General features: G+C 56.1%; 22 protein-coding genes, 1 tRNA gene and 1 pseudogene. 14 read left to right on the plus strand and 10 right to left on the minus strand.

What is annotated here, in order from left to right; all coding sequences use genetic code 11:
- Window positions 1–125 precede the first annotated feature (125 nt).
- The 5 genes and pseudogenes from M4951_RS01095 to M4951_RS01110 form a co-directional block, all read right to left on the minus strand.
- Entirely contained in the window at window positions 126–899 is a 774-nt protein-coding gene (locus tag M4951_RS01095) for a metallophosphoesterase (RefSeq protein ID WP_262024639.1), read from the minus strand.
- Between the two features lie 72 nt (window positions 900–971).
- A complete protein-coding gene (locus tag M4951_RS01100) occupies window positions 972–1,835 on the minus strand; it encodes a zinc-ribbon domain-containing protein (protein ID WP_262024640.1) in 864 nt (287 codons plus the stop codon).
- Between the two features lie 135 nt (window positions 1,836–1,970).
- Window positions 1,971–3,161 carry a hypothetical protein gene (locus tag M4951_RS01105; protein ID WP_262024641.1) on the minus strand — a complete coding sequence of 397 codons (1,191 nt, stop codon included), beginning with the start codon at window positions 3,159–3,161 and terminating at the stop codon, window positions 1,971–1,973.
- Window positions 3,162–3,500: 339 nt separating this feature from the next.
- Window positions 3,501–3,581, minus strand: a pseudogene (locus tag M4951_RS25605) (hypothetical protein); the annotation flags it as partial.
- Window positions 3,582–3,688: 107 nt separating this feature from the next.
- Window positions 3,689–4,402: a carboxypeptidase-like regulatory domain-containing protein gene (locus tag M4951_RS01110; RefSeq protein ID WP_262024642.1), complete on the minus strand. Its 714-nt coding sequence runs from the start codon at window positions 4,400–4,402 to the stop codon at window positions 3,689–3,691.
- 475 nt (window positions 4,403–4,877) lie between these two features.
- On the opposite strand from M4951_RS01110, the gene M4951_RS01115 reads away from it, so the two are divergent.
- Entirely contained in the window at window positions 4,878–6,563 is a 1,686-nt protein-coding gene (locus M4951_RS01115; RefSeq protein ID WP_262024643.1) for a S41 family peptidase, read from the plus strand.
- A 109-nt stretch (window positions 6,564–6,672) separates the two neighbouring features.
- Window positions 6,673–9,252 carry an MMPL family transporter gene (locus tag M4951_RS01120; RefSeq protein WP_262024644.1) on the plus strand — a complete coding sequence of 860 codons (2,580 nt, stop codon included), beginning with the start codon at window positions 6,673–6,675 and terminating at the stop codon, window positions 9,250–9,252.
- A gap of 50 nt (window positions 9,253–9,302) precedes the next feature.
- Here the strand turns inward: M4951_RS01120 and M4951_RS01125 are convergent, their stop codons facing one another.
- Complete coding sequence (locus M4951_RS01125; RefSeq protein ID WP_262024645.1) at window positions 9,303–9,770, minus strand: SseB family protein; 468 nt, start codon at window positions 9,768–9,770, stop codon at window positions 9,303–9,305.
- A 7-nt stretch (window positions 9,771–9,777) separates the two neighbouring features.
- The gene (locus tag M4951_RS01130; RefSeq protein ID WP_262024646.1) at window positions 9,778–10,779 is read right to left on the minus strand and encodes a YHYH protein; all 1,002 of its coding nucleotides are present in this window, start codon (window positions 10,777–10,779) and stop codon (window positions 9,778–9,780) included.
- 363 nt (window positions 10,780–11,142) lie between these two features.
- On the opposite strand from M4951_RS01130, the gene glnA reads away from it, so the two are divergent.
- Both glnA and M4951_RS01140 read left to right on the plus strand, forming a co-directional pair.
- Window positions 11,143–12,552: a type I glutamate--ammonia ligase gene (gene glnA, locus M4951_RS01135; RefSeq protein WP_262024647.1), complete on the plus strand. Its 1,410-nt coding sequence runs from the start codon at window positions 11,143–11,145 to the stop codon at window positions 12,550–12,552.
- Between the two features lie 332 nt (window positions 12,553–12,884).
- Entirely contained in the window at window positions 12,885–14,900 is a 2,016-nt protein-coding gene (locus M4951_RS01140; protein ID WP_262024648.1) for a methyl-accepting chemotaxis protein, read from the plus strand.
- Between the two features lie 92 nt (window positions 14,901–14,992).
- On the opposite strand, the gene M4951_RS01145 is transcribed toward M4951_RS01140, so the two are convergent.
- A complete protein-coding gene (locus M4951_RS01145; protein WP_262024649.1) occupies window positions 14,993–16,042 on the minus strand; it encodes a glycoside hydrolase family 99-like domain-containing protein in 1,050 nt (349 codons plus the stop codon).
- 229 nt (window positions 16,043–16,271) lie between these two features.
- On the opposite strand from M4951_RS01145, the gene M4951_RS01150 reads away from it, so the two are divergent.
- Window positions 16,272–16,682, plus strand: a complete 411-nt coding sequence (locus tag M4951_RS01150; protein WP_262024650.1) for a DUF2721 domain-containing protein — start codon at window positions 16,272–16,274, stop codon at window positions 16,680–16,682.
- Here M4951_RS01150 and M4951_RS01155 read toward each other — a convergent pair.
- Window positions 16,679–17,038 carry a co-chaperone GroES gene (locus tag M4951_RS01155; protein ID WP_262024651.1) on the minus strand — a complete coding sequence of 120 codons (360 nt, stop codon included), beginning with the start codon at window positions 17,036–17,038 and terminating at the stop codon, window positions 16,679–16,681. The two genes, M4951_RS01150 and M4951_RS01155, sit on opposite strands and share 4 nt — an antisense overlap.
- A 343-nt stretch (window positions 17,039–17,381) precedes the next feature.
- Between M4951_RS01155 and M4951_RS01160 the strand changes: the two genes are divergently transcribed.
- The 9 genes from M4951_RS01160 to M4951_RS01200 all read left to right on the plus strand — a co-directional run bounded on the left by M4951_RS01160 (window position 17,382) and on the right by M4951_RS01200 (window position 25,555).
- Window positions 17,382–17,455: transfer RNA gene (locus M4951_RS01160), tRNA-Val, on the plus strand.
- A gap of 142 nt (window positions 17,456–17,597) precedes the next feature.
- Window positions 17,598–19,052 carry a tyrosine-type recombinase/integrase gene (locus tag M4951_RS01165; protein WP_262024652.1) on the plus strand — a complete coding sequence of 485 codons (1,455 nt, stop codon included), beginning with the start codon at window positions 17,598–17,600 and terminating at the stop codon, window positions 19,050–19,052.
- 165 nt (window positions 19,053–19,217) lie between these two features.
- Window positions 19,218–19,793, plus strand: coding sequence for a hypothetical protein (locus M4951_RS01170; RefSeq protein WP_262024653.1), 576 nt, complete (start codon window positions 19,218–19,220; stop codon window positions 19,791–19,793).
- Between the two features lie 101 nt (window positions 19,794–19,894).
- On the plus strand, window positions 19,895–20,305 hold the full coding sequence (locus M4951_RS01175) for a hypothetical protein (protein ID WP_262024654.1): 411 nt from the start codon (window positions 19,895–19,897) through the stop codon (window positions 20,303–20,305).
- Window positions 20,306–21,110: 805 nt separating this feature from the next.
- Window positions 21,111–21,686, plus strand: coding sequence for a hypothetical protein (locus M4951_RS01180; RefSeq protein ID WP_262024655.1), 576 nt, complete (start codon window positions 21,111–21,113; stop codon window positions 21,684–21,686).
- A 405-nt stretch (window positions 21,687–22,091) separates the two neighbouring features.
- Entirely contained in the window at window positions 22,092–24,062 is a 1,971-nt protein-coding gene (locus M4951_RS01185) for an HK97 family phage prohead protease (protein WP_262024656.1), read from the plus strand.
- A gap of 107 nt (window positions 24,063–24,169) precedes the next feature.
- Window positions 24,170–24,412 (plus strand): hypothetical protein, encoded by a 243-nt coding sequence (locus M4951_RS01190; protein ID WP_262024657.1) that lies wholly within the window; start codon window positions 24,170–24,172, stop codon window positions 24,410–24,412.
- A gap of 258 nt (window positions 24,413–24,670) precedes the next feature.
- A complete protein-coding gene (locus M4951_RS01195) occupies window positions 24,671–25,114 on the plus strand; it encodes a hypothetical protein (RefSeq protein ID WP_262024658.1) in 444 nt (147 codons plus the stop codon).
- A 3-nt stretch (window positions 25,115–25,117) separates the two neighbouring features.
- Window positions 25,118–25,555: a helix-turn-helix domain-containing protein gene (locus M4951_RS01200; protein ID WP_262024659.1), complete on the plus strand. Its 438-nt coding sequence runs from the start codon at window positions 25,118–25,120 to the stop codon at window positions 25,553–25,555.
- Between the two features lie 119 nt (window positions 25,556–25,674).
- Here M4951_RS01200 and M4951_RS01205 read toward each other — a convergent pair whose 3' ends face one another.
- Entirely contained in the window at window positions 25,675–26,169 is a 495-nt protein-coding gene (locus tag M4951_RS01205) for a hypothetical protein (RefSeq protein WP_262024660.1), read from the minus strand.
- Between the last annotated feature and the right edge of the window lie 95 nt (window positions 26,170–26,264).

Here is a 26,264-nt window from a genome sequence, read left to right on the forward strand (position 1 = left end):
TATAGATCGTTACAAATCGCCGGCCAACAAACGAGTCGCAATCGGTACGAACTGCGAAAATAGGACAACCGGGGCGTCGGCGAAGTTCAAGCGATTCGCGCGGCGCCCTGTCACGAAAGGCCCTGTCACGAAAGATTCACTTCCAAAATCTGGAATTTCAGCCCAGGCATCGCGGCGCCCCCATTGTGAAAGAGAACCCCTTGATAGCAGTATTGCCGCATCGGCACATGGGTGTGGCCAAAATAGACGTCCGTAATTCCGCTTTCGACGCCGTGGCCGACCGATTCAAGATAGGACAAAATACGCCGCGCCACGAGACGCTTGGGATTGATCGCAACGCTAATCGCTTTGTGCAGACGAGCTTTGACGGCCAAACTATAAAGCTGGTGATGATAGGCGGGGCGGCGCCGCGGCTCGTTTTTCGTGGCGCGGGCGGCGATCAGGCCGGCGGCGTCCATGTGACGATTCGCAACATCGCCATGCAGCATCAGGACGTCGCCGATGCGCAAATAAAAGGGTTCCCACGCTAAGTTTGAGAGGGAAGCGGAGAGTTCGTCGAGTCGAGTGACGAACGCAGGCAGGCAGTCGTGATTTCCCAGCAGATAGTGAAACTGGCAATCAGGATGAGCGGTGACAAAGCGGTGGAGCCACTCGATCGCCGCATTGGTCGTCGCTTCGGCAGAGGGAAAGGTCGACCAATCGAAATCAAAGATGTCGCCGCCGAGAACAAACGTCGAACCCGTCGCGGCTCGCTCGTTGAACGCATCCTCATAAAGCGACGCATTCGAGCGCGCTGAAAAAAGATGCAGGTCAGAAACGAAATAATGCACGGCTGCGTAGATCCTGGCGAAACGCGACTGAAATTTGCCGAAGTAAAACCGCTTGTTGATTGGAAACAAGCGAAGATTCCCATTTTCTTTTATATGCCGCTAGCGAGCGAAAGTGCAAAAAATAACGAAGCGCCAGCGGTGCTAACCAGAAAGGGGCGCAGCCCCTTTCCGTTGGAACGAGACGAAGAAATGACGCACGACTTGGGAACCGGCCTCGCTTGTTTTGCCTTGCCAGAGGATTGTATAGGTCGCGCCGTCGACCGAAAACTTGTAGGTGATCGCCGAATGAGAACCTTGCATGGGGATGTCTCCGGTCAAACGAATGCGATGCACCTGATAGCCGGTCGCGAACAGAGAGCGTCGATCAGCAACACTTAATAGATTCGCCGAATTGACTTCTCTCTTCGCTTCCTCGACGCTGATTTGGCCGGTCAGATTGTTCCACGCCGCATTGGATTCCTGGCGGACCTCCACCAAAAAGCGTCCCAAATCGGGGCCGCCGTCCAGCCAGATCGTGGTCGTACCATCCGCGCTGCTTTCTTGGGGAACGTCAGGAAATTGAATGGACCAGTCGTTCGGACTTTCGAACGTGCTCCAGTGCAACTGATCGGCGAGCGGAGGCGGGGGAATGATGATTCCGCCGGCGGCGGCGACCGGCATCTTCATCGTTTGCACTTTTTGGTAGGCGATGTAAATGCCCACGCCGATGATTGCGACAAAGGTTAGCAGGACCGACCAGAGCATCAGGCGCCGCCGAAACTTCTTGCGCGCCAGCGAATGGGCCGCACGGTCCGCCAGCGGATCTTTGATCGGGATCTCGGCGTCGTCCATCAGGTTGCGCGACAGAGCGGGGGCGCCGCGGAACGTGGTGGCGCCAGGCGTCGCTGCTCCGGACGAAATGCGAATGACTTCGCCGCATTTCGGGCAGCGGATCTTTTTATCCGCCAAGCGATCGTTGGCTTCAAAGGTCGCGTGACAGTGCGAACAGGTCGCAACGATAGGCATCGTAGCGATCCTTTCGAGGAAGTAGGGAGACGAGGTAAACAGTCTGCTGGGCCGCAAATACCCGCTGGGATATCTCACCCATTCTTTCGCCCAGTCGGTCGGTCTGCAATCACGGAACAGGCTTGACGATCCGCTTCATTCTTCTCCGCGAACGCCAAATTTTTCATCGCCGATCGAAAACGACGCAAAAAAATTGTCGACATCCTCGCGATATTCTTCTCCAGACCAGATGAGGAGAAACATTCGTTGCTGTATGAAGATTAAAAGAACACGCGATTCGCCTGGCTGATCTCGCTGAATATCGGTCGCCAGGCGATATTCAACGGCGTAATCTTGGCCAATCAGATGCCGACGAATCGAGGTGATCGCGGGGCTCGAATCGGCCAGTTCCGGCAGGTCAAAAGCGAGCCAATGCTCACGCAGCGGCTTGGCGCCGGACGGGGGGATGACGCCGGGTATCGTATCGCAGTAATAGACGCTAAAAGTTTCGGACTTGCCGACCAATTGGGCTCCACGCAACGTAACGTTGTTGCGGTGGACTGAAGGGATGACCCTAAATGGCTGCGGAAAATGGACGCTGATCCTGCCGCTGGGATCGGCAAATTGGCGGATACTGGAAGTGGGCGTAAACGTCTCACTCGGCTGAAACTCGGGCGAATCGCCGCTGAGCGAAATAACGACGGCGATGATGGTCAAGATCGCCGCCAAGCTTCCGGCGCCGCCGACCAGCAACATCGTCAGTTGACGGTTCGATCTGGGAGCGACGAGCGGATCCAGCTCTTGGGCCGCGGCAGGAGCCGGTTTGCTTGCGAAAGCGGGGCCAGGACTCGCGGACAAAGCGGCGGACGAGCGACGCGGCGGATCCTCCTCGACGATTTCTACTTCCGTGATGATCTCGTCCGAAGGATCGAATTCAATCGCCGGCGATGAAGAGTCGTCAATGAAATCATCATCCGAGAGCTCGATGACTTCTTCGTCCAGTTCCTCGACCACCAGATCCTCAAATCCGAGTTCGATCACTTCTTCGGCCGGTCGTTGATTCGGCGGCGGCATCGTACTCGGTCGGTGAATCGTCGAATTCGTACTCGGTTGATCGAGCAGCGAATCATCCAGATCGTCGTTGCTGGCCGGCATTTTTACTGCCGTCAACATTTCGATCTCGCGATCGACATCCGATGGCGACTGGAAAGCAGATGTTTGGGGGAGCGCCGCGACTTGATGGCGCGCCGTGGCCAAGATGATCGGCGGCAGCGATTCCCACGCGGCGGTCAGCGTGGGACTCAAAACAATCGGCTGTTCCGGCGGTGGAGTCACATGCGGCGGCACTGCCGGCTCAGGAGCGGGAATCGGTGCAGCGGCTGCCGCAGACGGAACGGAGGGGGGATCCGGCTGATTTTCTTGCGCGATCTCTTTCCAAGAGCGCGTTGGCGTCGTCGAGGGAGCAGAGGCCGACGGACGCGCGGACCCAGCTTGGGCGGAACTGGATTTCGTGGGGCGGGACTTTGTCGGATTGGGCTTCGCTGGTTTGGACTTGGCTGGACGGGCAACCGGTAAATCTTCGTCCAGCGAGCTTTTGCTGTTCCGGCTCTGCGCTCGTTCGGCCTCGGCTTTTTTCTGCGCTTTGCCCACCACATCGCCGATTCGGAAGGGAACCTTGCATTTCGGGCAGCGCACATTTTTACCGGCAAGATGATCTTGCGCGGCGAACTTCGCCTGGCAGTGCGGACAAGACGCGATAAAACTCACAGGCGGCTCATGCTGGCAGGGAGTCGGATGTGACGTGGAATCATCGACAAGGATGGATATGTCGATTTTCGTCCGACAAGTCGTCTCCTGCAAGCGCTAAAGCGCGGCTACCGGGGAAGTCGAACGCGGGCAATTCGTTCCCGCTCCGTTTCGTCGAGCGAAAAGGGTGTCGTCAGAATGGGGTGATTTTGGTCTGCGCGAATTTGCAGCGCATAACCGTCCCCCTCGGGAGCATTCACGGGCATCGAAAAGCTGCCGTCGGCTCGGGTGCGGAAGAAATTTTCCATCGACCAGGGGCCGATCAAGTCGATCGCGGCGCCGGAGATCGGCAATCCGTCCCGATCGACGACGATTCCTCGAATCACAAATTGATCGGGGCTGCGGCGATCGGTCTGTTTCATTTCGGCGACCAGCGCCTGCAGTTCCAGCGGATTTTCGCACTGGATGACGACTCGGTCGTTGTCAAAATCGACCTGCAAGGCGCCGCTGGGCCGAACGGTTGATTCGGCTTGTTGATACAGACGGCGCACGTCGACATAGTTCGCGGTGTAGGCGGCGGTGGGCGTATCGGCGTTGGCGGCGATTTCGACTTCGCCCAACAATCGTTTCGCCTGGGGCGAATCGACCTGCAGCCAGCCAACCTGGGCTCGGTCGTAATAGCGCCAATGGGTCAGATAGGCGAGCGGCAGGCTGAGGATTGCAACCACCGCCAGCAATGCGCGCAGCGAGATCCGCGGGCTGAGCCGGAGCCGGGGAAGGTAGAGCGTCGCGGCGCCGGCCGCTGCTCCGAGCAGCAAAATCAGGAGGACTTGGTAGGCCATTCTTGCGGTTGGAGATAGGTCCGAGGGGGGAATTGGCTTGCTTACTCCTTATTAACAGTAGCGCACCGGCTTGCCGAGGGCAAACTTCCGCTAGCGCCGCTATCCGCCGAATTTTCGGCAAGATCTGAACGATTTCCTCATGTTTCGCGTATGATGAGGAAGCTGGGAGCAAGCCCTTTCTAGGATCGGTTCAAGACGTACCGCTGCGCCAGGATGCGCAACCGACCATTCGTGACTAACGCCGAGAACGGCGGCAGGCGTCACCACCCGAGCATCAAGTTCGGCTGGCGCCGATTATGCCGAATAAACTCTCTCGGTTTCTTGTCGGTTTTTTTGACCAGGGCGAAATCGTGACCTAAGCTTTCGCGGGTCGAGACTCAGGGCCCCAATCTTAGGTCGGTTAACGTCGCGCAAGCGGCGGTTTCCCCAGATCGCCTCGCCGGGCGATTGGCCCCAAAACACGACGGATTCTCGAATGTTGCGATGGACTACGCCAAGATCGGCCTTCCGCTTTGCCGGCGCCTTCTTGTTAACGCTAATACTACTTTCGCTCGTCGCTTCTCAAGCGGCGCTGGCCCAAGTCAAAATTCCGGACGAAGCCGTTCTGGATCAGCGCGAAATCACGCAGCTGATCGCCGATGGCGAACTGCTGGAAAAAGAGGGACGCTGGGCCGAGGCCCTGACGCATTTTGAAGATGCGGCGCGAGCCTTTCCCGAAGTCGCTCAGCTGAAAGAGAAGGTCGACACGGTTCGTCGCCGTTATGACGTCTCCCGTCGTTACGCCGATCGCAGCTTTGTCGGCGGCATGCGCAATCTGCCGGCCGATCAGGCGTTGTCGTTGTACGACGATCTGCTCGCCAAAATTCAGACAAACTATGTCGACTCGCCCCGTTGGTCGGATTTGGCCTACCGCGGCATGTTGCAGTTGGACGCCGCACTGTTTGATCGCACTTTCCGTCAGGTCAATCTGAAGGGGATGAGCGAAGAGCAGATCGCCGATCTCCGCCGCCAACTGTGGCAGTCAGCACAGATCGATCGCGTTCAAAATCGCTTTGACGTCCGGGCCATCGCGCTGCAAGCGGGTCAGATCTCGCAACGCATCTCGGGCATGCCGGCGACCGCGGCCGTGTTGGAGTTCATCAGCGGCGCCGCTGGGTCGCTTGACCACTACTCTTGCTTTTTGACGCCGGACCAACTGAACGAAGTCTATTCGCAGATCGAAGGAAACTTTGTCGGCGTCGGCATTGAACTGAAGACGCAGGATGACGCGTTGTTGATCGTGCGCTCGATTCCCGGCAGCCCGGCTGACAAGGCCGGTATTTTGGATGGCGAACGGATCGTCGCGGTCGAAGGACGTTCGATTGACCAGTTAGGAAGCGAGAAGGCTGCCGACATGCTGAAAGGCGTAATCGGCAGTTCGATCAGCATGACGATCGCCGACGCGAATGATCATCAACGGGACGTTTCGGTGACGCGTGATCGGATTGAAGTGCCGAGCGTCGACGTGGTCAAAATGATCGATCCGGCCGCCGGCGTCGCCTATCTGCGAATCGCTAGTTTCCAGAAGACGACCACGCGGGATTTGACCGCCGCATTGTGGAGCATGCATCGTCAAGGGATGCAAGCCTTGGTGATTGACCTGCGAGGGAATCCCGGCGGTTTGCTCACTTCGTCGGTTGAAATCGCCGACTTGTTCCTGGATCAGGGAACGATCGTCTCGACGCGCGGTCGCAGCGCTGGGGAAGATTTTGACTATACCGCCCATCAGGCGGGCACCTGGCGAATGCCGCTGGTCGTGCTGATCGACGCCAACTCGGCCAGCGCCAGCGAGATCTTCGCCGGAGCGATTCACGACAACCATCGCGGCACCGTCGTCGGCGAACGTAGCTATGGAAAAGGTTCGGTCCAGGGGATCTTCCCGCTGGGGGTCGCCAACGCAGGACTTCGACTGACCACCGCCAAATTCTATTCCCCCAGCGGCCAAGCGATCAGCAATCGCGGCGTAACGCCGGATGTGATTGTTCGCCAAGTCGCCAAACCGGTCGACGGCGTTACGATCTTGGAATCGAAGGCCGATGCGGCCCTCGACGCTGGACTCGAAGCGGCCCTGGTGCAGCTGCAACCGGCGCAAATCTCGAATCGCGCGATCGGTCAGCGCTAACTCATCTGAGGGGAGAGGGTTGGCGTCGCACGACGTACCCTAGTAAATTGCGAAACAGTCCGTATCCTTCCCGATACGGACTGTTTTCCTATCTACCCCCAGTTTTGCTTTGACATTCGAGCGACTTGGCCAGCTGATCGCCCGCCGCTGGATCCTGATTATCGCCATTTGGATTCTCCTGGCGGTGTGCGCCGTCGTCGCTCCTCCCCATTGGGACGATGTAACGCTCGACGGTGATTTGGCCTATCTGCCTGCCAATTCTCCGGCGCTGATCGCCGAGCGTGAACTGACCGCCGCTTTTCCGGATCGCAAAGCCAAAAGCCAAATTGTGATTATCGCTTCGCGGCGCGACGAGCAACCGCTCAGCGAATCGCAATGGAAAACGATCGATCGGCTTGCTTCTCCGTTTCAAAACGCCCAGGGAATCGAGTGGCTCCATCAAGCCGAAGCTGCGAACGGTGAAGAGCGAACGAAGTTGCTCGATCGCGCTGAGGCCGCACTCACCGAGGCGGAACTCTTAGATTACGACGCCGCCGCACCCGTTTGGAATCTTGCGATGCTGGCCAAGCTGCAGGGGAGCGACTCGGATGCGCAGCAACAGAAAGCGCAAGCGATTGCACTTGACCCCCAATTAGAAAACGAAACGGCTGCGACTTTGCCGGTCGATTCTCCGGATTGGAAATTGTTTGACGTTTGGACGCGCCATACCGAAGTCGTCGGCAAGATGCTGATCGACCCCGAGCAAAAAGCGGGGCTGATCGTGTTGCAGTTGACCAATGAGTTAGCTGCAACCGACAACATTCGGATCGTCAGTCAGATCGAGGCGCTGTTGAATGAGCGCCGTGCCGAAATTGAGGCCGCCGGCGACGAGCAGCTAGAAATCGGCGTCACCGGCAGCGCCGCGATCGGCGGAGATATGTTGTTAGCGGCGAAAGAGAGTATCGCCAGCACTGAGTTTTACACGATCGCCCTGGTGATCATCATTCTGCTGATCGTCTATCGCGCTCCGCTCTTGGCGATGGCGCCGCTGTTGTCGATCGCGATTTCGTTTTGCGTAGCGACCTGGTTGGTCGCGGCGCTGACGCTGGTCGATCAATTGCCCGGCTTCGGCTGGTGGGATTTCGAGGTTTTTAAAACCTCTAAGATCTTTATCGTGGTGATCCTGTTTGGCGCCGGCACCGACTTCTGTCTCTTTCTGATCTCACGCTACAAAGAAGAGTTGGCCGAGTGCGGCGATCCCGGCGAAGCGGTCGCCAAAGCGCTGCAGGGCACGGCGGACGCGATTTGCGGCAGTGCGTTGACGACGGTCGTTGGCTTGGGAATGATGTTCTTCGCCGACTTTGGCAAGTTTCGGAATAGCGGCCCGGCGATCGCGCTTTGTTTGCTGGTGACCTTGGCCGTCTGTTTGACATTCGCGCCGGCGCTGCTGAAAGCGCTGGGACGCAAGACGTTCTGGCCGATGTCGGTCGATTCGCTGCAGGATCATCAGCACGACTCTCGCGCAAACTTTTGGGAATGGATCGCCGCCGCGGTCAGTCGGCGGCCCGGCTTGCTGTTGGTGCTGACGGTCTCGCTGCTGTTGATTCCGGCCTGGAATCCGATCTGGCTGCGCATCACCACCGGTCAGGCCGTCGAGGTTTCTTACGACTTGCTGAACGATTTGCCCGATGATCGTCCCGCCAAACAAGGCGCCAAGCAACTGGCGCGATTCTTTCCGATCGGTCAAGCGAACCCGGTCATCGTCATGGCGAAAACCGACACCGGCGACTTCGAATCGAAAGAGGGAAGCAAAGCGATCGCCCAATTGACCAAGCGTTTATTCGCCGCCGATCCGCGCGTCGTTAAAGTTTACAGCAGCGAAAACCCGCTCGGTCATCAACCGGGGCGAATCTCGTTGCTCACTTCCGAAGTCTTCTTGAAAAACCATATTCGCACTCGTGAGCAGTTTCTGCCGCAAACGTCGCAGTTTAAGGGAAAAGCGGCCCTGTTTCGCGTTGTGGTTGATGAGAACCCCTTCTCGCTGAAAGCGATTTCGTCGGTCGGAAATATCGAGAAAGCGCTTGCTGAATATCACGCGAACGTATCGAGCAATTGGCAGGATCTGCAGTTCTATATTTCCGGTACGACCGCCGGCGTGCGTGACCTGCGGAGCGTCACCAAAAACGACTCGCAGCGGATCGAATTGCTGGTCGTCCTCGGCGTGGGCGCCGTCTTGTTGATGATCCTGCGTCGACCGGTCGTCTGTGCGTACATGATTGCGTCGGTGTTGCTCAGCTATTACGCGACGCTGGGAGCGACGGAGTGGTTTTTTGCGGCGATGTTTCCGGACAGCTATCAAGGGCTCGACTGGAAGGCGCCGTTGTTTTTGTTCGTTATCCTGATCGCCGTCGGCCAAGATTACAACATCTACCTGGCGACCCGCGTCTTTGAAGAGCAGCGCCGGCTGGGCCCAACCGCCGGCTTGCGCAAAGCGATTCGTCACACCGGCGGCATCATATCGAGCTGCGGCGTCATCATGGCCGGCACCTTCGTCGCGATGTGCTTTGGCGAACTGCTGGCGATCGTCGAAATCGGCTTCTCACTGACCGTCGGCATCCTGGTTGATACGTTCATCGTCCGTACGGTGATGATGCCTTGTTTCTTGACGCTCTGGACTCGGCGGAAAAATGCCGGCGATCCATCTTCGTAACGGGTTACGAAGAGACCGGACTTCTTTTTCATCCTGGACTAGCCGACTCGCTATTCCACTACGCGACGGATGCCAAAGTCGCGGCGGATGTTTAAGACGCCGTAGCCGGGGATGGTCAGTTCAACTTCGGATCCGGGATTCAGCACGATTCCATGTCCGGCAGGAAGCGATTGAAAAACCTGCGAGCCTGACAGCGCCAAAACGTGCGGCGCTTGTTCTTGAAAGGAGGCCGTCCGACTGGGATCAGAAAATACTGCGATCATGCGACCCTGATCGGGGTCCTGAAAACTGAGCGGAAAACAAGGATCGTCTTCGCACCGTGGTGCGTCGTTGGTGATTTCATACACCTCGGAGTCGACGAAAATTTTGAGCAAGTCGCGATGTTCGAGTCGGCCTGCATTCGCTTCGACCAACGCGTTCTCCAGCGGATTCGTTGGCGCAAAGGGGATCTCTGATTTGGCCGATCTTGCTTGGTGCGATTGCGGCGAACTGTGCGTAGGATCCAATCGATTGGGCATCGTGGGTTTACCTTCTGGGAGGAGGAAATCCGCCGCGTCCCGCAGGTCCTGCCGCTCCAGACCCACGATTGTTTCCTCGGCGACCATTTCCTTCGGGCCGGGGACCGCGCACAAAATCTTCGGAGGGCGTACCACGATAGGCGCGTGGGATGACGGGCCAATGTTGCGTTAAGAAGTAAGCGTAGGTCCCGTCCGGAAACTCGGGCGTCACGCCAAAGCGGCCGTTGCACGCGTCCAGGTCTCCTTTGCCTTCGACATACTCGTAGTCGGCGAGGAACGTACCGTCGTATGTTCCTCCGGGACCTTGGTTGCCGCCGGGCCGTTTGCCTGTTTTCAAACGAAAGCTGCTATCGAGTTCGACAATCTCGCTCTCGGCGTCTTGCGGATCTTTATAGCCATACATCGCATAGATCGGAAAACCATCCGCCGCCCAGCCGATTAGCGGCGAGTGCGCAGTGCGCCTGACATTCAATTCTTTCAAAAAGCCGCTTGGCAGTCCGTGATAGTGATAGGCGCCGTTGGGCTGCACATGAGCATGATTCGCGTCGATTCCTAGCGCCACGGCGCCAGAGAGGGCTTCGTACCGCCAACCGCCGTTGGGATCTCCTTGGTACCATTCGGCGGCGCCGGGATCAAAAGGGACGCCGTTGATGCAGATGCCAAAACTTTGCATCGACAGCGGCGTGATCCGCGCGGCGGCTGCGGGCTTTGCCGGAATGCGATAGACGTAGCGTTGTTCTTCGATCTGGTGCGGATTGCCCCGGTTAGGAAACTGACCAGTCTTGTGGTCGGGAATGCCGTTGGCCGAAATCACGCGATCGGCGCCGACAACTTCAATCTGCACACGATTAGGCCCAACCGGCGCTTCGGTCGCCGGCACTAGTTGCAGCTGACGTATCTGATTCGCCAAATGACGGCGCAGCGGCGGGCCAAATTGGGCGATCGCCATGCCGGTGACGAGCACTAGCGCCAACAGCGACAGCGCATAGAGCGTGCGTTTCCTGGACATCGGATTCTCAGGTAAAACCGGGGGGGAAATTTCTACTGTTTTTGCAGTATATCGTCCAATTTCGGCTGGAGCGAGAGAAAAGCTACCTGGAAATTGGGGAATATTTTCGGTCTGGGGCTGAAGTGTTGTGATTTGCTTGTTCTGCGATCAGCGCTTTGAGTCGAGCCAGCGAAGGACGAGACAGCATAGGTGGAGATGCTCGATAACCAGTTGCGAAGGTCGCTTCGGCTAGATGACCGCCGCTTCGCCAGGTGGTACAAAGTACGGTGTTTCCAAGCGTTTCCGCACTTCAGCGCCTGTCATGCAGCCCCAGGCCCTGCGTCGCGCGGAACCTATTTCTTTTTCAGGCAAAGGGGAAATCGAGTGACACCGAAAGAAGTATTAGCGCTCTGTCGCGAAAAAGATGTGAAAGCGGTCGACTTCCGCTTTATGGACTTCCCCGGCCTTTGGCAGCACACGACCATTCCGGTTGGCAAGTTGGTCGAAGATATCTTTGAAGATGGGCTCGGCTTTGACGGCTCTAGCATTCGCGGTTGGCAAGCGATCAACGAAAGCGACATGCTGATTGTGCCCCAAGCCGACACCGCGTTCATCGACCCGTTTTGCACGCTGCCGACCTTGGTGTTGATCTGCAACATTCAAGATCCGATCACGCGCGAAGATTACTCGCGCGACCCGCGCAATGTCGCCCGCAAAGCGGTCAACTATCTCCGCTCGACCGGCATTGCCGACCGCGCGTTCTTTGGCCCAGAGGCCGAATTCTTCGTCTTCGACGACGTTCGCTTTGATCAAAACTCGCATCAAGGTTTTTACTTTCTCGACAGTTGCGAAGGAGAGTGGAACCGCGGTCGCGACGAAGGGCCGAACCTGGGTTACAAGCTGCGCCACAAGGAAGGTTACTTTCCGGTGCCGCCGTCCGATCAGATGATGGATATCCGCAACGAGATGATGCAGACGATGATCGAGTGCGGGCTCGACGTCGAATGTCAGCATCACGAAGTCGCCACCGGCGGCCAGTGCGAGATTGACTTGAAGTTTCAAGAGATGGTCAAAATGGCCGACCAGATGTTGATCTACAAGTACATCGTCAAGAACGTCGCCAAGAAGTATGGCAAGACGGCCACCTTCATGCCGAAGCCGATGTTCGGCGACAACGGCAGCGGCATGCACACCCATATTTCGTTTTGGAAAGACGACACGTTGATGGCCGGCAGCGGTTACGCCGGGCTGAGCGAAACGGCCCTCTACATGATCGGCGGCATTTTGAAACATGCTCCGGCTTTGCTCGCGTTCACCAACCCGACCACTAACAGCTACAAGCGCCTGGTGCCGGGCTATGAAGCGCCAGTCAACCTGGCTTACTCGCAGCGAAATCGCTCGGCTTCGTGCCGCATTCCGATGTACAGCCCCAGTCCGAAGGCGAAGCGGATTGAATTCCGCTGCCCCGATCCAAGCTGCAATCCTTACCTGGCGTTCGCCGCGCTGACCATGGCGGCGATCGATGGCATTCAAAACAAGATCGATCCCGGCGATCCGCTCGACAAAGACATCTACGATCTGCCCCCGGAAGAAATGGCCGCCGTGCCGAAGACGCCTGGCAGCTTGGAAGACGCGCTGGTCGCATTGGCCGACGATCATGACTTCCTGCTAAAGGGAGACGTCTTCACGCAAGATGTGGTCGACACATGGATCCACTACAAGAAGAAGAACGAAGCGGACGCGATTCGTCTGCGACCGCACCCGTATGAGTTTTGCATGTATTACGACATCTAGGAAAATACGAAAGTCGAAGGCCTAAGGCGGAAAAGTCGTAGCCCAACTTGCGAGCCGAAGGGATGCGGCATGAAATTGGAAAAGCGCCGGCCCAATGGGTCGGCTTATTTTTGCGCTCACCCGCCGATTAATTCGTTTCAAATGTCGCCAGACAAGCGGTCCAACCGTCCGAATCGGTACGGTAAGACGCAAAACCTAGCGGTAGGTGATCACACATTGCTCACATGTGGATTATTTGTCTTCTGCCATGTTTTTTCTTGGTATCGAAATTGGAAGCTATACCTCCTTGTTCTCACGCTCTCCCACTTCCGTGATTTCAGGACTTAGCCCCGATGAAGATTCAAACAAAGTTATTGGCGATTCTCACCCTGTTGATATTTGGAGTGATGGCGTTCGCTTGGCAAGCGTATCGCAATTCGGCCATCGTTGCGGAAGACGCCGCTGATGTGCGACGGTTGGCCGATGTATCGATCTCGATTGGTAATCTGCTGCACCAAACGCAAAAAGAACGCGGCATGTCGGCCGGTTATCTGAGCAGCGAAGGAGTCGCCTTCGCCGACGCGTTGCCGCTCCAACGCGATGAGACCGATGCACGACTTGCCGAGTTGCAAGAGACGTTGCAGACCTTCAGCAACGATCTTGATCCGCAAGCAATTCAACGCACGAATGACGCGATTAGTCGATTGAATCAATTGCAAAGACTGCGAGAGAGAATTACCGCGCAAGACATTCCAGCGCCGCAAGCGATCGCCTTTTATACCGAAGCGAATCAACTGCTGGTCGACGCCATCGCTGTTAATGTGTTTGGTGTCGTCAATGGACCGCTGCAGCGCCGACTGAACGCTTATCTGCATCTGCTGATGGCGAAAGAGCAAGCCGGCGTCGAACGCGCCGTACTGGCCAATGCGTTTGGCGGCGATGCGATGAGTCGCGCAGAACACGCTCGACTGATCGAGTTAATCTCGACGCAGACGGCCCATCTGCAGGACTTCACAGCGAGCGCCTCGGCGCCGCTAGCGGCGACATTGGCTCAAACGCAGAAGGCGGAGGCCTCACAAGCGGTGAACGGATTTCGCGCGGTGGCGCTCAAGAATGCGGAAGCCGGCAATTTCGGTGTTGAAGCGACCAAATGGTTCGCCGCCAAGACGGCTCAGATTGATCTCTACAAATCGCTGGAAGATGAGACTTCCGCCGAAATTTTACAGGCGTCCGAACAATTGCGAGCCAGCGCCAGCTTCGTCGCATCACGAACTTTGGTGGCGGCGCTGCTGACGATCGCGGTTTGTCTCGGTGGAGCGTTTTGGATTTTGCGTACGTTGCGAAATCGGTTCGCCAGCCTGGCCGGTAGTATGCGAGACATCGCCGAAGGAGATTCGGATTTACGCAAACGTTTGCCGGAATCGAAGGACGAGTTTGACGAAGTGGCGAAATGGTTTAATGTGTTCGCGACGCGTTTGCAGGGATTGGTCGGCAATGTGCGAACGAACTCGAACACGCTCAATCATTCGGCGAGCGAGTTGTTTTCAACCGCGAATTTGCTCTCGAGCGGCGTACAGAACGCTCGGTCGTCAACGACGACCATGGCCGCCGCCGCCGAAGAAATGAGCGCTAGTCTGGCCCAGTTGGACGCGACCTGCAAAAACATCGGCAACAATATCGGCGGCGTCGCCAGCAATATCGGCGACATGGCTGAATCGGTTCGCGAGATCGCGTCGAACGCCGAACAGACCGCCGCAACGACCGATGGAGTCAGTCGTATCGTCGGCCGCAGCAACGAGAAGATTTCGCAGCTCAGCCGAGAAGCGGATGGCATCGGCAAAGTGGTCATCGTGATACGCGACATCGCTGAACAGACCAACCTGCTGGCGTTAAACGCAACGATCGAAGCGGCGCGTGCCGGTGAATCGGGCAAAGGCTTTGCAGTGGTTGCGACCGAAGTGAAATTGCTCGCCCAGCAAACGGCGACTGCGACCGAAGAGATTCGCCGGCAGGTCGAAGCGATCCAGGCCGCCGCTCAAGAATCGGTGGAATCGATCACCGAAATTACCGGTGCAATCGGCTCGGTCAGTTCGGCCGCTCGGACGATCGCCGCCGCTGTGGAACAGCAAAGTACGGCGACTCGGCAAATCTCGTCGTCAGTGCAAGATACGGTTAGTGCGGTGACGGCGTTGACGATCGGAATCAGTGAATCGGCCGCCGCCAGCGGTGAGATTTCTCGCGGGCTGACCAGCGTGGATACGGTCATCGCCGAAACCGCGGCCGCCGCTCATCAAACCGATACGTCTAGTTCGTCACTCAAGAACTTGGCGACCGGGCTGGAATCGTTGGTGGTGGAGTTCACCACGTAATAACGATCGATGCATTCAAGAGGCGGAAGGGGCGATGACGCAAGTCAGCGCCCCTTTTTTTGGGATACGACCTTCGTCTCGTGATTTCGAGATTAACGCCCCAACGCTTCCCGGTTCGCTTTCAAAAACGCTTCGCCATCGGTCGTATCGGGCTCAATTGTCGTCCCCTCCCACCATTCATTCCAACTGGTGATCAGATAGATCGAGCCGATTCCATGACCGACCGGGCGCTTCGGCAGTTCTTGCATCATTGCGACCATCTTTTTGTATTGTTCCGGCGTGCCGGTCAACGTTCGCTTACCGCGAAAGTCGTGATACTTGGGCATCAGCGTTGGGCAGAAGACTGTCTGCTCGGCCCATGTTTTGAAGACCGGCAGCGCTTCACGCCGCATGTAGTCGATCGCCGGTTCGCCTTCTTTCACCAGATCGCTTTCAAACATGTTGTAAGCAGTGTAGGCGTCAAACAGCGGCTTGCCGTCTCGCAGGCCGTTCTCGGCGGTCGCCGGATCTTTTTGCTCACCCAAGATGAACGGCTCGTCGGCGATGAAGTAAAACGATTGTCCCACCTCTTTCTCAATGTCCTGGAGGGTTTGTGCGTTGAAGTTACGAAACGTCCGCGTCACGTAGAGGACGACCACAGGGCGCCCGTCGATTTTCAAATAGCGCTCGTCGCCGCAGAACTGCTTGTTTAAGTAGGCCAGATCTTCTTGGAACCGCCGCACGACGCGTCGCTTGGAGAAATCGATCCGTTCATTCGTTTCACCATCGGCGGCGTCGAGCCGACCGAGCGACTCGTAGATGAATGCGTACTTTAGTTGGTCTGCGTTGTCGGCTTGCAGATAGCCGGCGCGAAAATGCTTGTCTGTCATATCTTGCGGGCCGCCCCACGAGACGACAAATCCGTCGAGACCCGCCGCTTGGGCCCAGTCGATATGTTGGGCCGCGATTTTTGCATCATCGGTTCCATAGTTGCCGAGCGTCGGTTCGCCGAAGTAGCCATGGCGCGTCCAGTCACCCTGCTGATACCACGGATAGTAATAAGCCAACACCAGATCGCGCGGCGGCGCGGCGGCGGAAAGCAAGCTTGGCGAACCTCCGATGAGGAGAAGCGTCAACGAGAGAGACGTGAGAAAACGTGTCATAGTACCAACCGGCTGGGTGAGAAATGCAAACGGGGCCGCGGTAGGCTAATAGCGTTTTCATGGGGAAAGTTACGGAATATATCCAGAGATGCGGCCGCGAAGACCGGATCGCCTCTGCCGAAAAACATGCGGCCAGACTGGTCGCCGAAGCGAAGCCGAAAGAGTATGAAGAGAAGTAAGCGAGCGTTGTTCTGCGATACCCAGGAACCCCTATTCAAAGTTCGTCTCGATGGATCTCACCGCGCCAGCTGTTTTGTTTCCTGCGATTTCGCTGCTGCTATTGGCCTATACCAATCGCTTTTTGGCGCTGGCCACGTTGATTCGTTCCTTGCATGATCGCCATATCGCCAACCCGGATGAACTGATTATCGCTCAGATCAGCAACTTGCGGTTGCGCGTGATCTTGATTCGCAACATGCAGGTTTTCGGCGTGATGAGCCTGTTGCTTTGCACGATCTGCATGTTGGTCCTGTTCTTTGATCAGGTGTTGATCGCCAAGCTGATGTTTGGCGTCAGTCTGCTGCTGATGGTCGTTTCGCTGGCCATTTCGATCTACGAGATCCAGATCTCGGTCGACGCGCTCAACTTGCAACTGCGCAGCTTGGAAGATTGCGATCCCGACAATAAAAGTTCGACCTAGTCTTCGTCTTCCTCGTCGGCTTTGCTCTTTTTCTTGTCGACCGGATCGCGGCGAAAGACGGCGACTACATCTTCGATCGGGATGACGAAGAGCTGGTTGTCCGCTTCAAAATCGACCGGGATCGCATCCTTGGGATGGAACAAGATCTTGTCGTACTGGCGCAGCGGGAAATCGGTGTTGTTCTCGATCTGGGTCGAGATCGCCACGATGCGGCCGGTGATCGTCGGGATTTCCGCTTGATCAGGCAGGGCGATCCCCCCCTTGGTTTCCCGTTTCGGCTCATCTTTACGAACGAGAACCCGAGCACCGATCGGCTCGACGTATTCAATAGCTTTGCTGCGTGTTTTTCCGGCCATATGCACTTTTCAGGGGATCGAAGGAGCCAAACTCTCCACGGTAATTCTTTTCGGAATTCGCAACAAGGCAACGGCCCTCCGTATGTTGCGGCAAATTCGAACCTTCCCGCGTGGCGCTGCGTCTGAAAATGCGGAAAATCATCTTCCCCGCCTGCGATCGTACGCCGCAGCCGGACGATCGCGCATCTATTGACGATAAAGCGACTTACCCCGTTTTCGAGGAGGTAGAAAACCAGGAAAATGCTCTTCCCGGGCCCTTGACGAGCCCACAAGGGAAGTCCTAAACTTGAAAACTTCCCAGACGCAGTCCAGTCCCCACAGGGCGGACTGTCCGTCGAGAATCGGGCGGTTAGCTCAGTTGGCTAGAGCGTTACGTTGACATCGTAGAGGTCACAGGTTCGAGCCCTGTACCGCCCACTCCTAACTCGCTGCAATATAACGACTTGCGGCGGGTGATTCGGTTGAGACCGCAAAGCGGTTTGATACTGATTCGGCGATAAGTTAAGCTCGTTGGTACCAGAAATCAGTACCAACGAGCTTTTTTTATGGAGCCGCCGAAATGGGAATGGTCTTCGATGGTCGCTACAAGCTCTCCTGGATGAAGGACAAAAGCCGCCGCTGGAGGAAGGTTTACAAGGGAAAGCCCTATTATTTCCCGCTCCGCGAAAGCGAAACCAAGGAATCCAGCTATCCGCGTTGTCTTGCCGCGTGGAAGGAAAAGAAGGCGGAGCTAGACGCCGCTTCTCTCTCGCCTTGGGACGTTGCCCGAAGCCGCATCCGCTCCCGTATGGAAAAGCTCTCCGAGGGAGTCGATACGCCGGAGCGTCGACAAGCCTACTACCTTCTCCAGGGAGCTTTGTCTGGTCTGGCATGGGCGGAGAAGGAGAGCTATCCGACCGAGGACCTAGCCGCCGACCTCGCTACCTCGGAGGACGCCTTTCCGCTCATCATGCGTCCCGCTTCCGATATCCCCGATCCGCTTACCGATGGTCCGGCTCCTTGGGATATCGCCCCGGACCGCTCGACCTCCGAGACTATCGCGGGCAACGTGGACGACTTTCTCCGCAGCAAGCGAGCCGAGGCCGACCGAGGCAAGCTAAGCCGTCAGCATGTCGACAAGTTTCGCTACTCGCTGGAGGACTTCTCCTCGTTTGTCGGAGATCGCTTGCTCTCGGCTCTCAATTCCGAGCTTCTCTCCTCCTATCATGAGGAGCTAAGGAAGCGGATCGACGCGGGGAAGTCCGCCGCGTACGTCAAAATCTACTCGGAGTCCGTAACGCAGTACGTCCGCTGGCTCTATTCGATGGAGCGTGTAGAGACGCTCCCTCGCGTCTTGGAGGGCAAGTCCAATCGATTGACGATCTCCGTACCGAAGAAGGAAATCGAGACGTACGACAAGAGCGAGCTAAAAACGCTCTTCAATCGCATGGAGGAGAGTGACGACGACCTACGGCTCTACGTCTTGCTTATGCTCAATTGCGGTTTCACTCAAAAGGACGTTGCCGACCTGCGTAGAGAGGAGGTCGACCTCGAAGCCGGAACGATCTCGCGAAAGCGTAGTAAGACCGACCATCACGAGAATACGCCGCTCGTCGTCTATCCGCTCTGGGAAGAGACTCTCTCGCTCCTTCGTTCCCAGATTCAAACGAGCGGCGATCTCGCTCTCCTCAATCGTAACGGAAAGCCGCTCCGTTCCGAGAGCATCTCGAAGGACGAGAAGCTCGGCGTAACGGATAACATCGGCCTACGCTTCCGCCGATTTAAGAAGCGGCTTGTGGACGCAGAGGGGGAGAAGAAGGTCGTTATCGACAAGCCGTTAAAGGCGATGCGATCGACGGCGGCAAGCAAGCTAGGCGAGCATGAGAGCTACTCCCGTTTCGCTCAATACTTCCTCGGTCATTCAGCGAAAACGGTAGCCGATAAGCACTACGTTAAACCCGCTCAAGGCGTCTTCTGCGAAGCGATCGCATGGTTGCGGACGGAGCTAGGTATCGACGCTCTAGGCGACGATTAGCCCTTCTTCTCTCGCCTCCTGCTTCTCTCAAGCTCGGCTATCCGCCGGGCTTTTTTTGTGTACCGGCTAGCGGGTTCCCGCAGTCTGTCCATATATGGACGAAAGATGGAAATAATCTGTCAAATAGCATGTTTCCGTATGTTCATAGCAATTTAACCATGCTCTATGGATAGGAGTTACACGAAAGTTCTAGTCTCTATTCAGCAGGAAGATATTTTCATGGTAATGACAAACTTGGAAGGCCTGGCCTTCGACCCGGCTTCCACTCCGGAGATATACCTCCGCTTCGCCGAGAAGAAATGCGGGTTGCCTACTGGGAAGGCATATACGACGCCGGAAGCGTTGCTCTTGGTCGAGCTTTGCGGGTATGACTGCGACCGACCGAAGCTCACGTACCAATTGAAGAAAAAATTCTTCAAGTCGCCGGAGAAAGACGAAACCGGTAAGGCGTATTTTTGGAAGAGGGAGAACGTCCTCGACCTAATCCGCTCTCTCGAAAGTATGCGGGCGTGGCTGCCGATCCATGGCTTTCATTGTCACAAGATGCGATCGGATGAGCTTCAAAAGGGGCAAGACTCGATCGCAAATCAAGCGGCATTCGTTGCCGAGTTGGCGACTCGGCCAAGCCGGGAGCTTCTCTCGATGCTCGTAACGACGCTTCAAGAGGGCAATCGTAAGCTTATCGCCTTGGTGCTTCACGACCGCTTAGGCCATTTAGACGACCACTTGCAGCGTAACTAACCGAAGCTCGCTAGCAAAAAACGCCACGCTTGGGAGACGGTATTCCGTCCTCTCTGAGAGAAGTAGTAATAAGGTAATTAAGTAAGTAAGGGGAGAAAGAAATGGTAGGAATCAGAATTACAAAGGAAGAGAAAGATTCAATCTACTACCACTACGAATGCGGTTACACCGACTTCAAGAGCCTTGCTTCTATGCTCGGACTTAGTGAATCGTCCGTACGCAAAGTCGTGAGGGAGTATCGAGAGAGTCTCCGGCAAGAGCAGGAAGAGTACGAGCTTCAGCAAGAGCAGCACGAAGAGTGGAGGCTTTACGAGTGCGGCGTCTTCGTCCGTTGGTTCGGTCCTCTCCGTATGGCGGTCAATGGTGGCGATGGAAAGTACCGCTATTGGGTCAAGTGCGAGGAGAGGCGAATCTTTTACGCCTCGTCGCAATGCTACCGAACCGCCGAAGCTGCTATGCAAGGAGCGGACGAGAACGCTCAAAGCTGCTACGGCTACTTTCTGCCTAGCTAGCCGAATTTCTGAATTCCTAAAAAACGCCACTCTAATCAGACCACAGGTAAACGACTATGAACGCTACGAAACGACGACCGCCGATCCCGAAGCATAGGAAGCATGCGGAGGCGAAGCCGAAGTCCTCCCTCGTTACGAAAGCTGATAACGCTCCAAAGCCTTTCAGCAAGCTTTGCGACAATTGCGGCCAACCGATCGAGCATGAGCACGCTTGCCACTTCTCACGACTCACGACTTCGCTTTGCCGGCCTTGCTCTACCGCAGAGACAGGACGCTCAAACGCAAAGCTCTCCGATGATGAAGCCCGCTACGCTTATGAGCTTGTACGTGCTGGAGAGCGTCGAGCAAAGGTTGCGAGCGAGATTGGTGTCTGTACTTCCGTTGTGGATCGGATCGTCAAAGGCGAGAGCTACCCTCACTTGGAGCTACGACCGTTGCTACCTCTTCCAGAGAAACTATCCGGTAGATACCTGGAGATCGTCAATCTGATTCGCTTCAATCGTCGACCGATTGGAACGCAAGAGATTGCTGCGATCCTCGATGCGGATACGCCGACAATCTTTAAGGCTTGCTCTCGGCTCGCTGCTAACTCTCGGATTGTCTCGGAGTCCTGCACTGTCGACGGTCAACCGAAGCGGGTATGGCGAATGTCCGAGGAGTGCGGCGGGTAATAAACGCCACTCTAAAGACCAGAGATATACCCCCGTCTCTGGGTCCTCCCGAGGAACCTTTTTCAGTTGCTGTAGGGGGGAACAACCGGATTTTGTGAGTGAGTTTAGTTTAACTAGGCGGAAATGAGATTCTTATGAGTAACGCTCTCGCTATCCCGGACTTCATTCTCGTTTCGATTCATTGTTACGCATCGGCATTGGCGGCGGTTGAAAATCCGTACTGCAAGGAAGTAAAGCGATGCGAGTACGCTCGTCGCGGTTGGCTTTCGTATCGTCCTCGTATGTGGGTCTCGAAAGAGGATCAACTCGACCTCGGCCAATTCGTCAAAGCGTTGAAGCTCAACGAACGAAACAAGCTCGTTGAGGTCCATCGCGATCGACGCAATCGTCCGGTTTGGGTGCGGCTCACTCGCAAGGGAAAAGAGAAGGCGTTAACAATCGCAGAGCGAGAAGGGATCGAGCTTGAAGACGTTGCCTTGCCGGATACGACCATGCCGGAGCCGCCGCTCGATCAGTCCGAAGAGATCGCTTCGTTAAAAGCAACGGTCGCGGAATACGAGGAGCGGCTAATCCTCCTCGAAGCGGCGGTCTTCGCCCAGCAAGCCGACGCCGTTCCCGCTTCCTACGACGACGAAGAGAACGACTACGGCGAAGACGACGAAGCTACCGCCTCGGCATCTTTCGACTACGACGAGGAAGCCGACGCCTAGGACCCGATCCGCTCGAAGCCTCAAGGCGAAGCCAAGTCCCAGCTACTACATCTTCTCCAGAGAAAACAACGGCGAAGCCGCCGAAGCACTAACGCGGCAAAACGTCCGATGAAAGGAGTCCCATGTCCATAACCGTTTCCTGCCCGCTCTGCGGAAATACCGAGAGCAAGGTTACGCACACTTCGCATTCGTTCGAGGACGTAGAGAAGGTTCGGCAGATCGTTACGACTCGTCGCCGCGTATGCTCCTCCTGCGGTCTTCCCTTCAAGTCTCGCGAGATTGCCGTACGGGACGCGATTCTAGGACTTCCGCAGATTTGATAGATGTATCATTCGCCGATACTTGCTAGCCGGTTGTGATATGAGATAATGCTATTTCATGACTGGCAGATCAAAAGGAGATACCATGCCCAAGAGCTTCCTGCAAAACATATTCGGCCATCGCAGAGCCGAGCGAGCCTTTCCCGATTCGCTAGAACTATCCGCGACTCTCGACATTACCTCCGCCTCGGCTGGAGCCGGTTCAAGTCCGGCGAAATTCTCGATGGTCGCGAATACCGGTAAGCCGATGGTTGTCGGCGACTTCGACGACCCGGTCCTAATCGTTCTCTCTGGGGCTCGCTTCGAGAAGTCGACGACTCCGGTAATCATGGACCACGATACCTCGCTCCGTCTCGGGCATACCACGAAGCAGACCATCGACGAAAGCGGCATCAAAGCCGAAGGAGTTGTTTCTTCAACGACCGAAGTTGCGGAAGGGTTTGCCAAGGATGCGAAAGCGGGCTTTCCCTTTCAAGTCTCGATCGGCTCGAAGATCGAGAAAGCCGTCTACATCCCCGAAGGCGAACGAGTCCAAGCTAACGGGCAAGAGTGGGAAGGACCGCTCCTTCTCGTCCAGGAAACGACCATCAAGGAGCTATCGGTAACCGTCCTCGGAGCCGATAGCGAAACCTCAATCCAAATTGCCGCTTCACGAAAAGGAAAAGATACCATGCCGCAATCAGAACAAGAGCTTCAAGCGAACCGACGCTTGCAGGCAACGGAAGAGCTTCGCGTCGACCGCATTCGTGCGGCGGCTCAACAGTACCAGCACGACGAATTCTCCGGCGATATCTTCAAGGGGATTCGCAGCGTTGCCGAAGCCAAGGCTCACGCTATCGAAACGGGCATGGCGCCTGCCGAGCTAGAGCTTGCTCTTGTCCGAGCGGCTCGCCCCGGTCCCGTCCTCGCCGGTGTATCTGACCGAGCCGGACGAGGCGGGGTCGGGAGTGCGGCGGCGGGGAAGACGATCGAAGCGGCGTTGCTTCTCAAAGCTGGCTACCAGACGATTGCGGAGAAGGCGTACGGCTCTCAAATCTGCGAGGCCGCTCATCCGCTCCGCTCGGCTTCCTTCATGGACCTTTGCCGCTACTCGCTGACCTCGTCCGGTCGAGAAGCTCCGACCAATCGGCACGACCTCATTCAAGCCGCTTTTAGTACGGTCGCGATGCCGAACGCCTTGGGCGGCTCGATGGACAAGCTTGCGGGCGTCTTGTTCCTGGAGGCTCCGTCTCCTTGGAGAGCCTTCGCGACCGTCCGCGACCTTGGTAACTTCCGGACGCATACGGTAATCAATCCGCAGCATTCCGGGAGCCTCGAAAAGACGGGAGAGACTGGCGAAGTGAAGCACGGCTATCTCGGAGAGTCGACCTCGAATATCAAGCTGGATACCTACGCCAAGACGATCTCTTTTAGCCGCCAAGCTGCCTACGCCGACGACTTGACGCTCCTGGACGATATCCCGCAAGTCTTCGTCTCGCAGGCTAACAAGCGGCTTAACGATCTCGTCGCCTCGGTCCTCCTCGGCGGTATCGGTTCTCACTGGACGACGCCTCGCGGCAACCTCATCTCGGACGCTCTAGGCGTCGATGGTCTCTCGGCGGCGATTGCGGCCATGAAGCGGCAGGTTGATAGCGAGGGTAACAACGAGGACATTATCCCGAGTTGCTTGCTCACTACTGCTACGGATGAGGCGACCGGCTTGCAAGTCCTCCGCTCGGTCGAAGTCGCACGCGATACCACCGACCGCGACAACCAACCTACGGGTAACCCGTTGTTCTCACGGCTCCAGCTTGCTTCCGAAGCTCGTCTTGAAAACTCGGCGAAGTTTGGCGAAGCGGCGACCTCGGAACATTGGTGGTTATTCGGTAGCCAGCAATCGAACGCCGTCTTCGTCGGTTTCCTCGATGGCAACCAAGCTCCGAGAATCGACTTCTTCGGAATCGATAAAAACGCCAATACCCTCAACCTGCAATGGCGAGTCTTCATCGACTTCGGTGCGGCTCTCGGTTATCCGGGAAGCTCGGTCTACAGCATCGGAGACGACTCGTCTCTCTAAGCTCCACTCCCTCTCTGTTTTCCCCGCGAAGGTTTCCAGGGAGGCGGGTTCTGGCGTAGCCGTTGGGCAGGCGGCTACGCCTTCTTTCGTTTTGGAAGGAGTCTCCGATGGAATGCCGAAAATGCGGATGCCGAGGCGGTCAAACGCTCGACGCTCGTTACGCAACCTTCCGAGGCGTAAGAATCGTTATCCGAAAGATTGCTTGCCGAGCCTGCGGAGCGGTCTACTCCCTCCAGAAGAAGACGAAGCCGGGAGAAGACCGCGACGAGTACGCCCCCGCTCCCGATCACGAAAACGACCGCCGCGAAGCCGACGAAGACGAGAGCGACCGATTCAATCCGTTTCTGTAGTCCGCTCGTCCCCTCTCTGTCAATAAATTCCGCTCTAGGCAGATTTTAGGAGGAGGCAATCCCGGCTACTTGGGGGGGGGGCGTCTTTGACAGCAGGGGTGTGCTTGACTTTTGTACGGTCAGACCGTATAGTTCTGTTGTGGGGCCGGAATGCATTGTTTTGGAACTGCGTCGGTTGATTGTTGTTTTGTACGGTTGAACCGTATAAGTTTTTAGTTCGTGGACTTTCTTTGACGATCAGGGAGGCAGAGAAGAGCAATGCCAAATTCAGACAAACTTGGTAAAGGAAACCAAGTTGCTGAAGCAGTGGTTCACTATCCGGTGCACTGCTTTAATCCCGAAGACTTGCTTCATTTCGTAGAATTAGACGAGTTCGAGCAGGAATGGAAGGAGTTAGGGTTAGACGTGGAAAGCGATTTATTTGCTGTCCAAATGGTCATTATGAGCGACCCCAAAAAGGCACCGGTTGTTCCCGGAACGGGAGGGCTCCGCAAGTTTCGCTTTGCCCCTGAACGCTGGAACACTGGCAAAAGGGGGGCTGCCCGCGTTTGTTACGTCTACTTTGAGGAGCATTGGACTGTCCTGCTTGTGACAGTCTACGGTAAAAATGAAAAAGACAACCTCACGGACGAAGAGAAGAAAGGAATTCAGATGTATATAAAGAAGATTGGGAAAATACTCTCGGAAAGGTCGTTCAAATAGGAGTTGCATGCGAACGACTTTATTTGGTTTATTATTTTAGGTTGGTTTTTTATGGAAGTTGCAGCGATGGAAAGGAAAGTGAGCCGCGGAGCGAAAATCGTTGACCGGCTCAAGAATTTTGCCGAGGCACTCGAAAGCAACGAGACGATCTCGGATAAATTCACGTGCCGCACGATCAAAGCTGACTTGCAACCGCAGGCATATAGCCCAGAGTTGGTCAAGGAAACACGCAATTTGCTTCGTGCAAGTCAGGCAATTTTCGCAAACTTCTTTGGTGTCTCGGTCAAGACGATCCATGATTGGGAGCAAGGGCGTAACGTACCGCAAGGTGCTGCTTGCCGTCTTATGGATGAGATCAGGAGAAACCCTGAGTACTGGTTGAAGCGACTGATAGAACTTTCGGTTGTCTCTGATAATTGCGACGAGGCAATTGCAAAATAGGATTTATGAGCCACCAATACTAGAACTAGTGGGTGGATGTGCCATTTGTATTGCAACGGACGGGCAGATCCAGGAAGAGCGGTGAGGGCCTGGTAACTCGGGCTCTCTCTTTTTTGCCGCTATTGGCTGGTAATAATCGTCCTCCATGTCTCGGCGTCAGCGTAATACATCGTTGCAACCGCTCCCGCGACGTTACCACAAGCTTCAAACAGATGCCGCGTAGACTCATCTCGGATGATCGGATCGCGGCGAAGCCTCTCTAGCGTGTTTCGGCTTGCCGTGAAATGCAGCCACGCTACCCGCTGTCCGTCTTCTTCGTCAAACGCGATCCTCTCGATTGCCCCGATAAGCGAGATTCGGGGCTTTCGCTTGAAGTGGTCTCCCTTGGGGAATCCCGCTCGTTGGCTATGGTAGAAAGCGATTCCGTCTCCGGGGCTTGGTCGTATTCCCTTGCGATGGATTTTTCCCCAAACGTCGCTTTTGATATCGAGCGTCTCCCCATCATCGGTCAATCCTTCGATCATGCTGGCATAGAATGAGTCGATATCGCCCCAATTCGTTTCGCCTTGATTTGCGAGCGAATACAACCAGCCTACTCCGGTCGTTCCAAGCATGATCGAGTCTCCTGTAGATGGACGGGGAGAGATGCCTGCCGAAATCTTTCCGCTATATTAGCGACTGCGTTAGAAATATTGGCAACAAGCCCGCG

The sequence above is a fragment of the Blastopirellula sp. J2-11 genome, from assembly GCF_024584705.1.
Taxonomy (GTDB): Bacteria; Planctomycetota; Planctomycetia; order Pirellulales; family Pirellulaceae; genus Blastopirellula.

Coding starts and splice junctions, on each gene's coding strand:
- M4951_RS01100 (WP_262024640.1), bottom strand. CDS start 1,835: ATGCCTATCGTTGCGACCTGTTCGCACTGTCACGCGACCTTTGAAGCC.
- M4951_RS01110 (WP_262024642.1), bottom strand. CDS start 4,402: ATGGCCTACCAAGTCCTCCTGATTTTGCTGCTCGGAGCAGCGGCCGGC.
- M4951_RS01115 (WP_262024643.1), top strand. CDS start 4,878: ATGTTGCGATGGACTACGCCAAGATCGGCCTTCCGCTTTGCCGGCGCC.
- M4951_RS01125 (WP_262024645.1), bottom strand. CDS start 9,770: ATGCCCAATCGATTGGATCCTACGCACAGTTCGCCGCAATCGCACCAA.
- M4951_RS01130 (WP_262024646.1), bottom strand. CDS start 10,779: ATGTCCAGGAAACGCACGCTCTATGCGCTGTCGCTGTTGGCGCTAGTG.
- M4951_RS01140 (WP_262024648.1), top strand. CDS start 12,885: ATGAAGATTCAAACAAAGTTATTGGCGATTCTCACCCTGTTGATATTT.
- M4951_RS01145 (WP_262024649.1), bottom strand. CDS start 16,042: ATGACACGTTTTCTCACGTCTCTCTCGTTGACGCTTCTCCTCATCGGA.
- M4951_RS01150 (WP_262024650.1), top strand. CDS start 16,272: ATGGATCTCACCGCGCCAGCTGTTTTGTTTCCTGCGATTTCGCTGCTG.
- M4951_RS01155 (WP_262024651.1), bottom strand. CDS start 17,038: ATGGCCGGAAAAACACGCAGCAAAGCTATTGAATACGTCGAGCCGATC.
- M4951_RS01165 (WP_262024652.1), top strand. CDS start 17,598: ATGGGAATGGTCTTCGATGGTCGCTACAAGCTCTCCTGGATGAAGGAC.
- M4951_RS01170 (WP_262024653.1), top strand. CDS start 19,218: ATGGATAGGAGTTACACGAAAGTTCTAGTCTCTATTCAGCAGGAAGAT.
- M4951_RS01175 (WP_262024654.1), top strand. CDS start 19,895: ATGGTAGGAATCAGAATTACAAAGGAAGAGAAAGATTCAATCTACTAC.
- M4951_RS01180 (WP_262024655.1), top strand. CDS start 21,111: ATGAGTAACGCTCTCGCTATCCCGGACTTCATTCTCGTTTCGATTCAT.
- M4951_RS01185 (WP_262024656.1), top strand. CDS start 22,092: ATGCCCAAGAGCTTCCTGCAAAACATATTCGGCCATCGCAGAGCCGAG.
- M4951_RS01190 (WP_262024657.1), top strand. CDS start 24,170: ATGGAATGCCGAAAATGCGGATGCCGAGGCGGTCAAACGCTCGACGCT.
- M4951_RS01195 (WP_262024658.1), top strand. CDS start 24,671: ATGCCAAATTCAGACAAACTTGGTAAAGGAAACCAAGTTGCTGAAGCA.
- M4951_RS01205 (WP_262024660.1), bottom strand. CDS start 26,169: ATGCTTGGAACGACCGGAGTAGGCTGGTTGTATTCGCTCGCAAATCAA.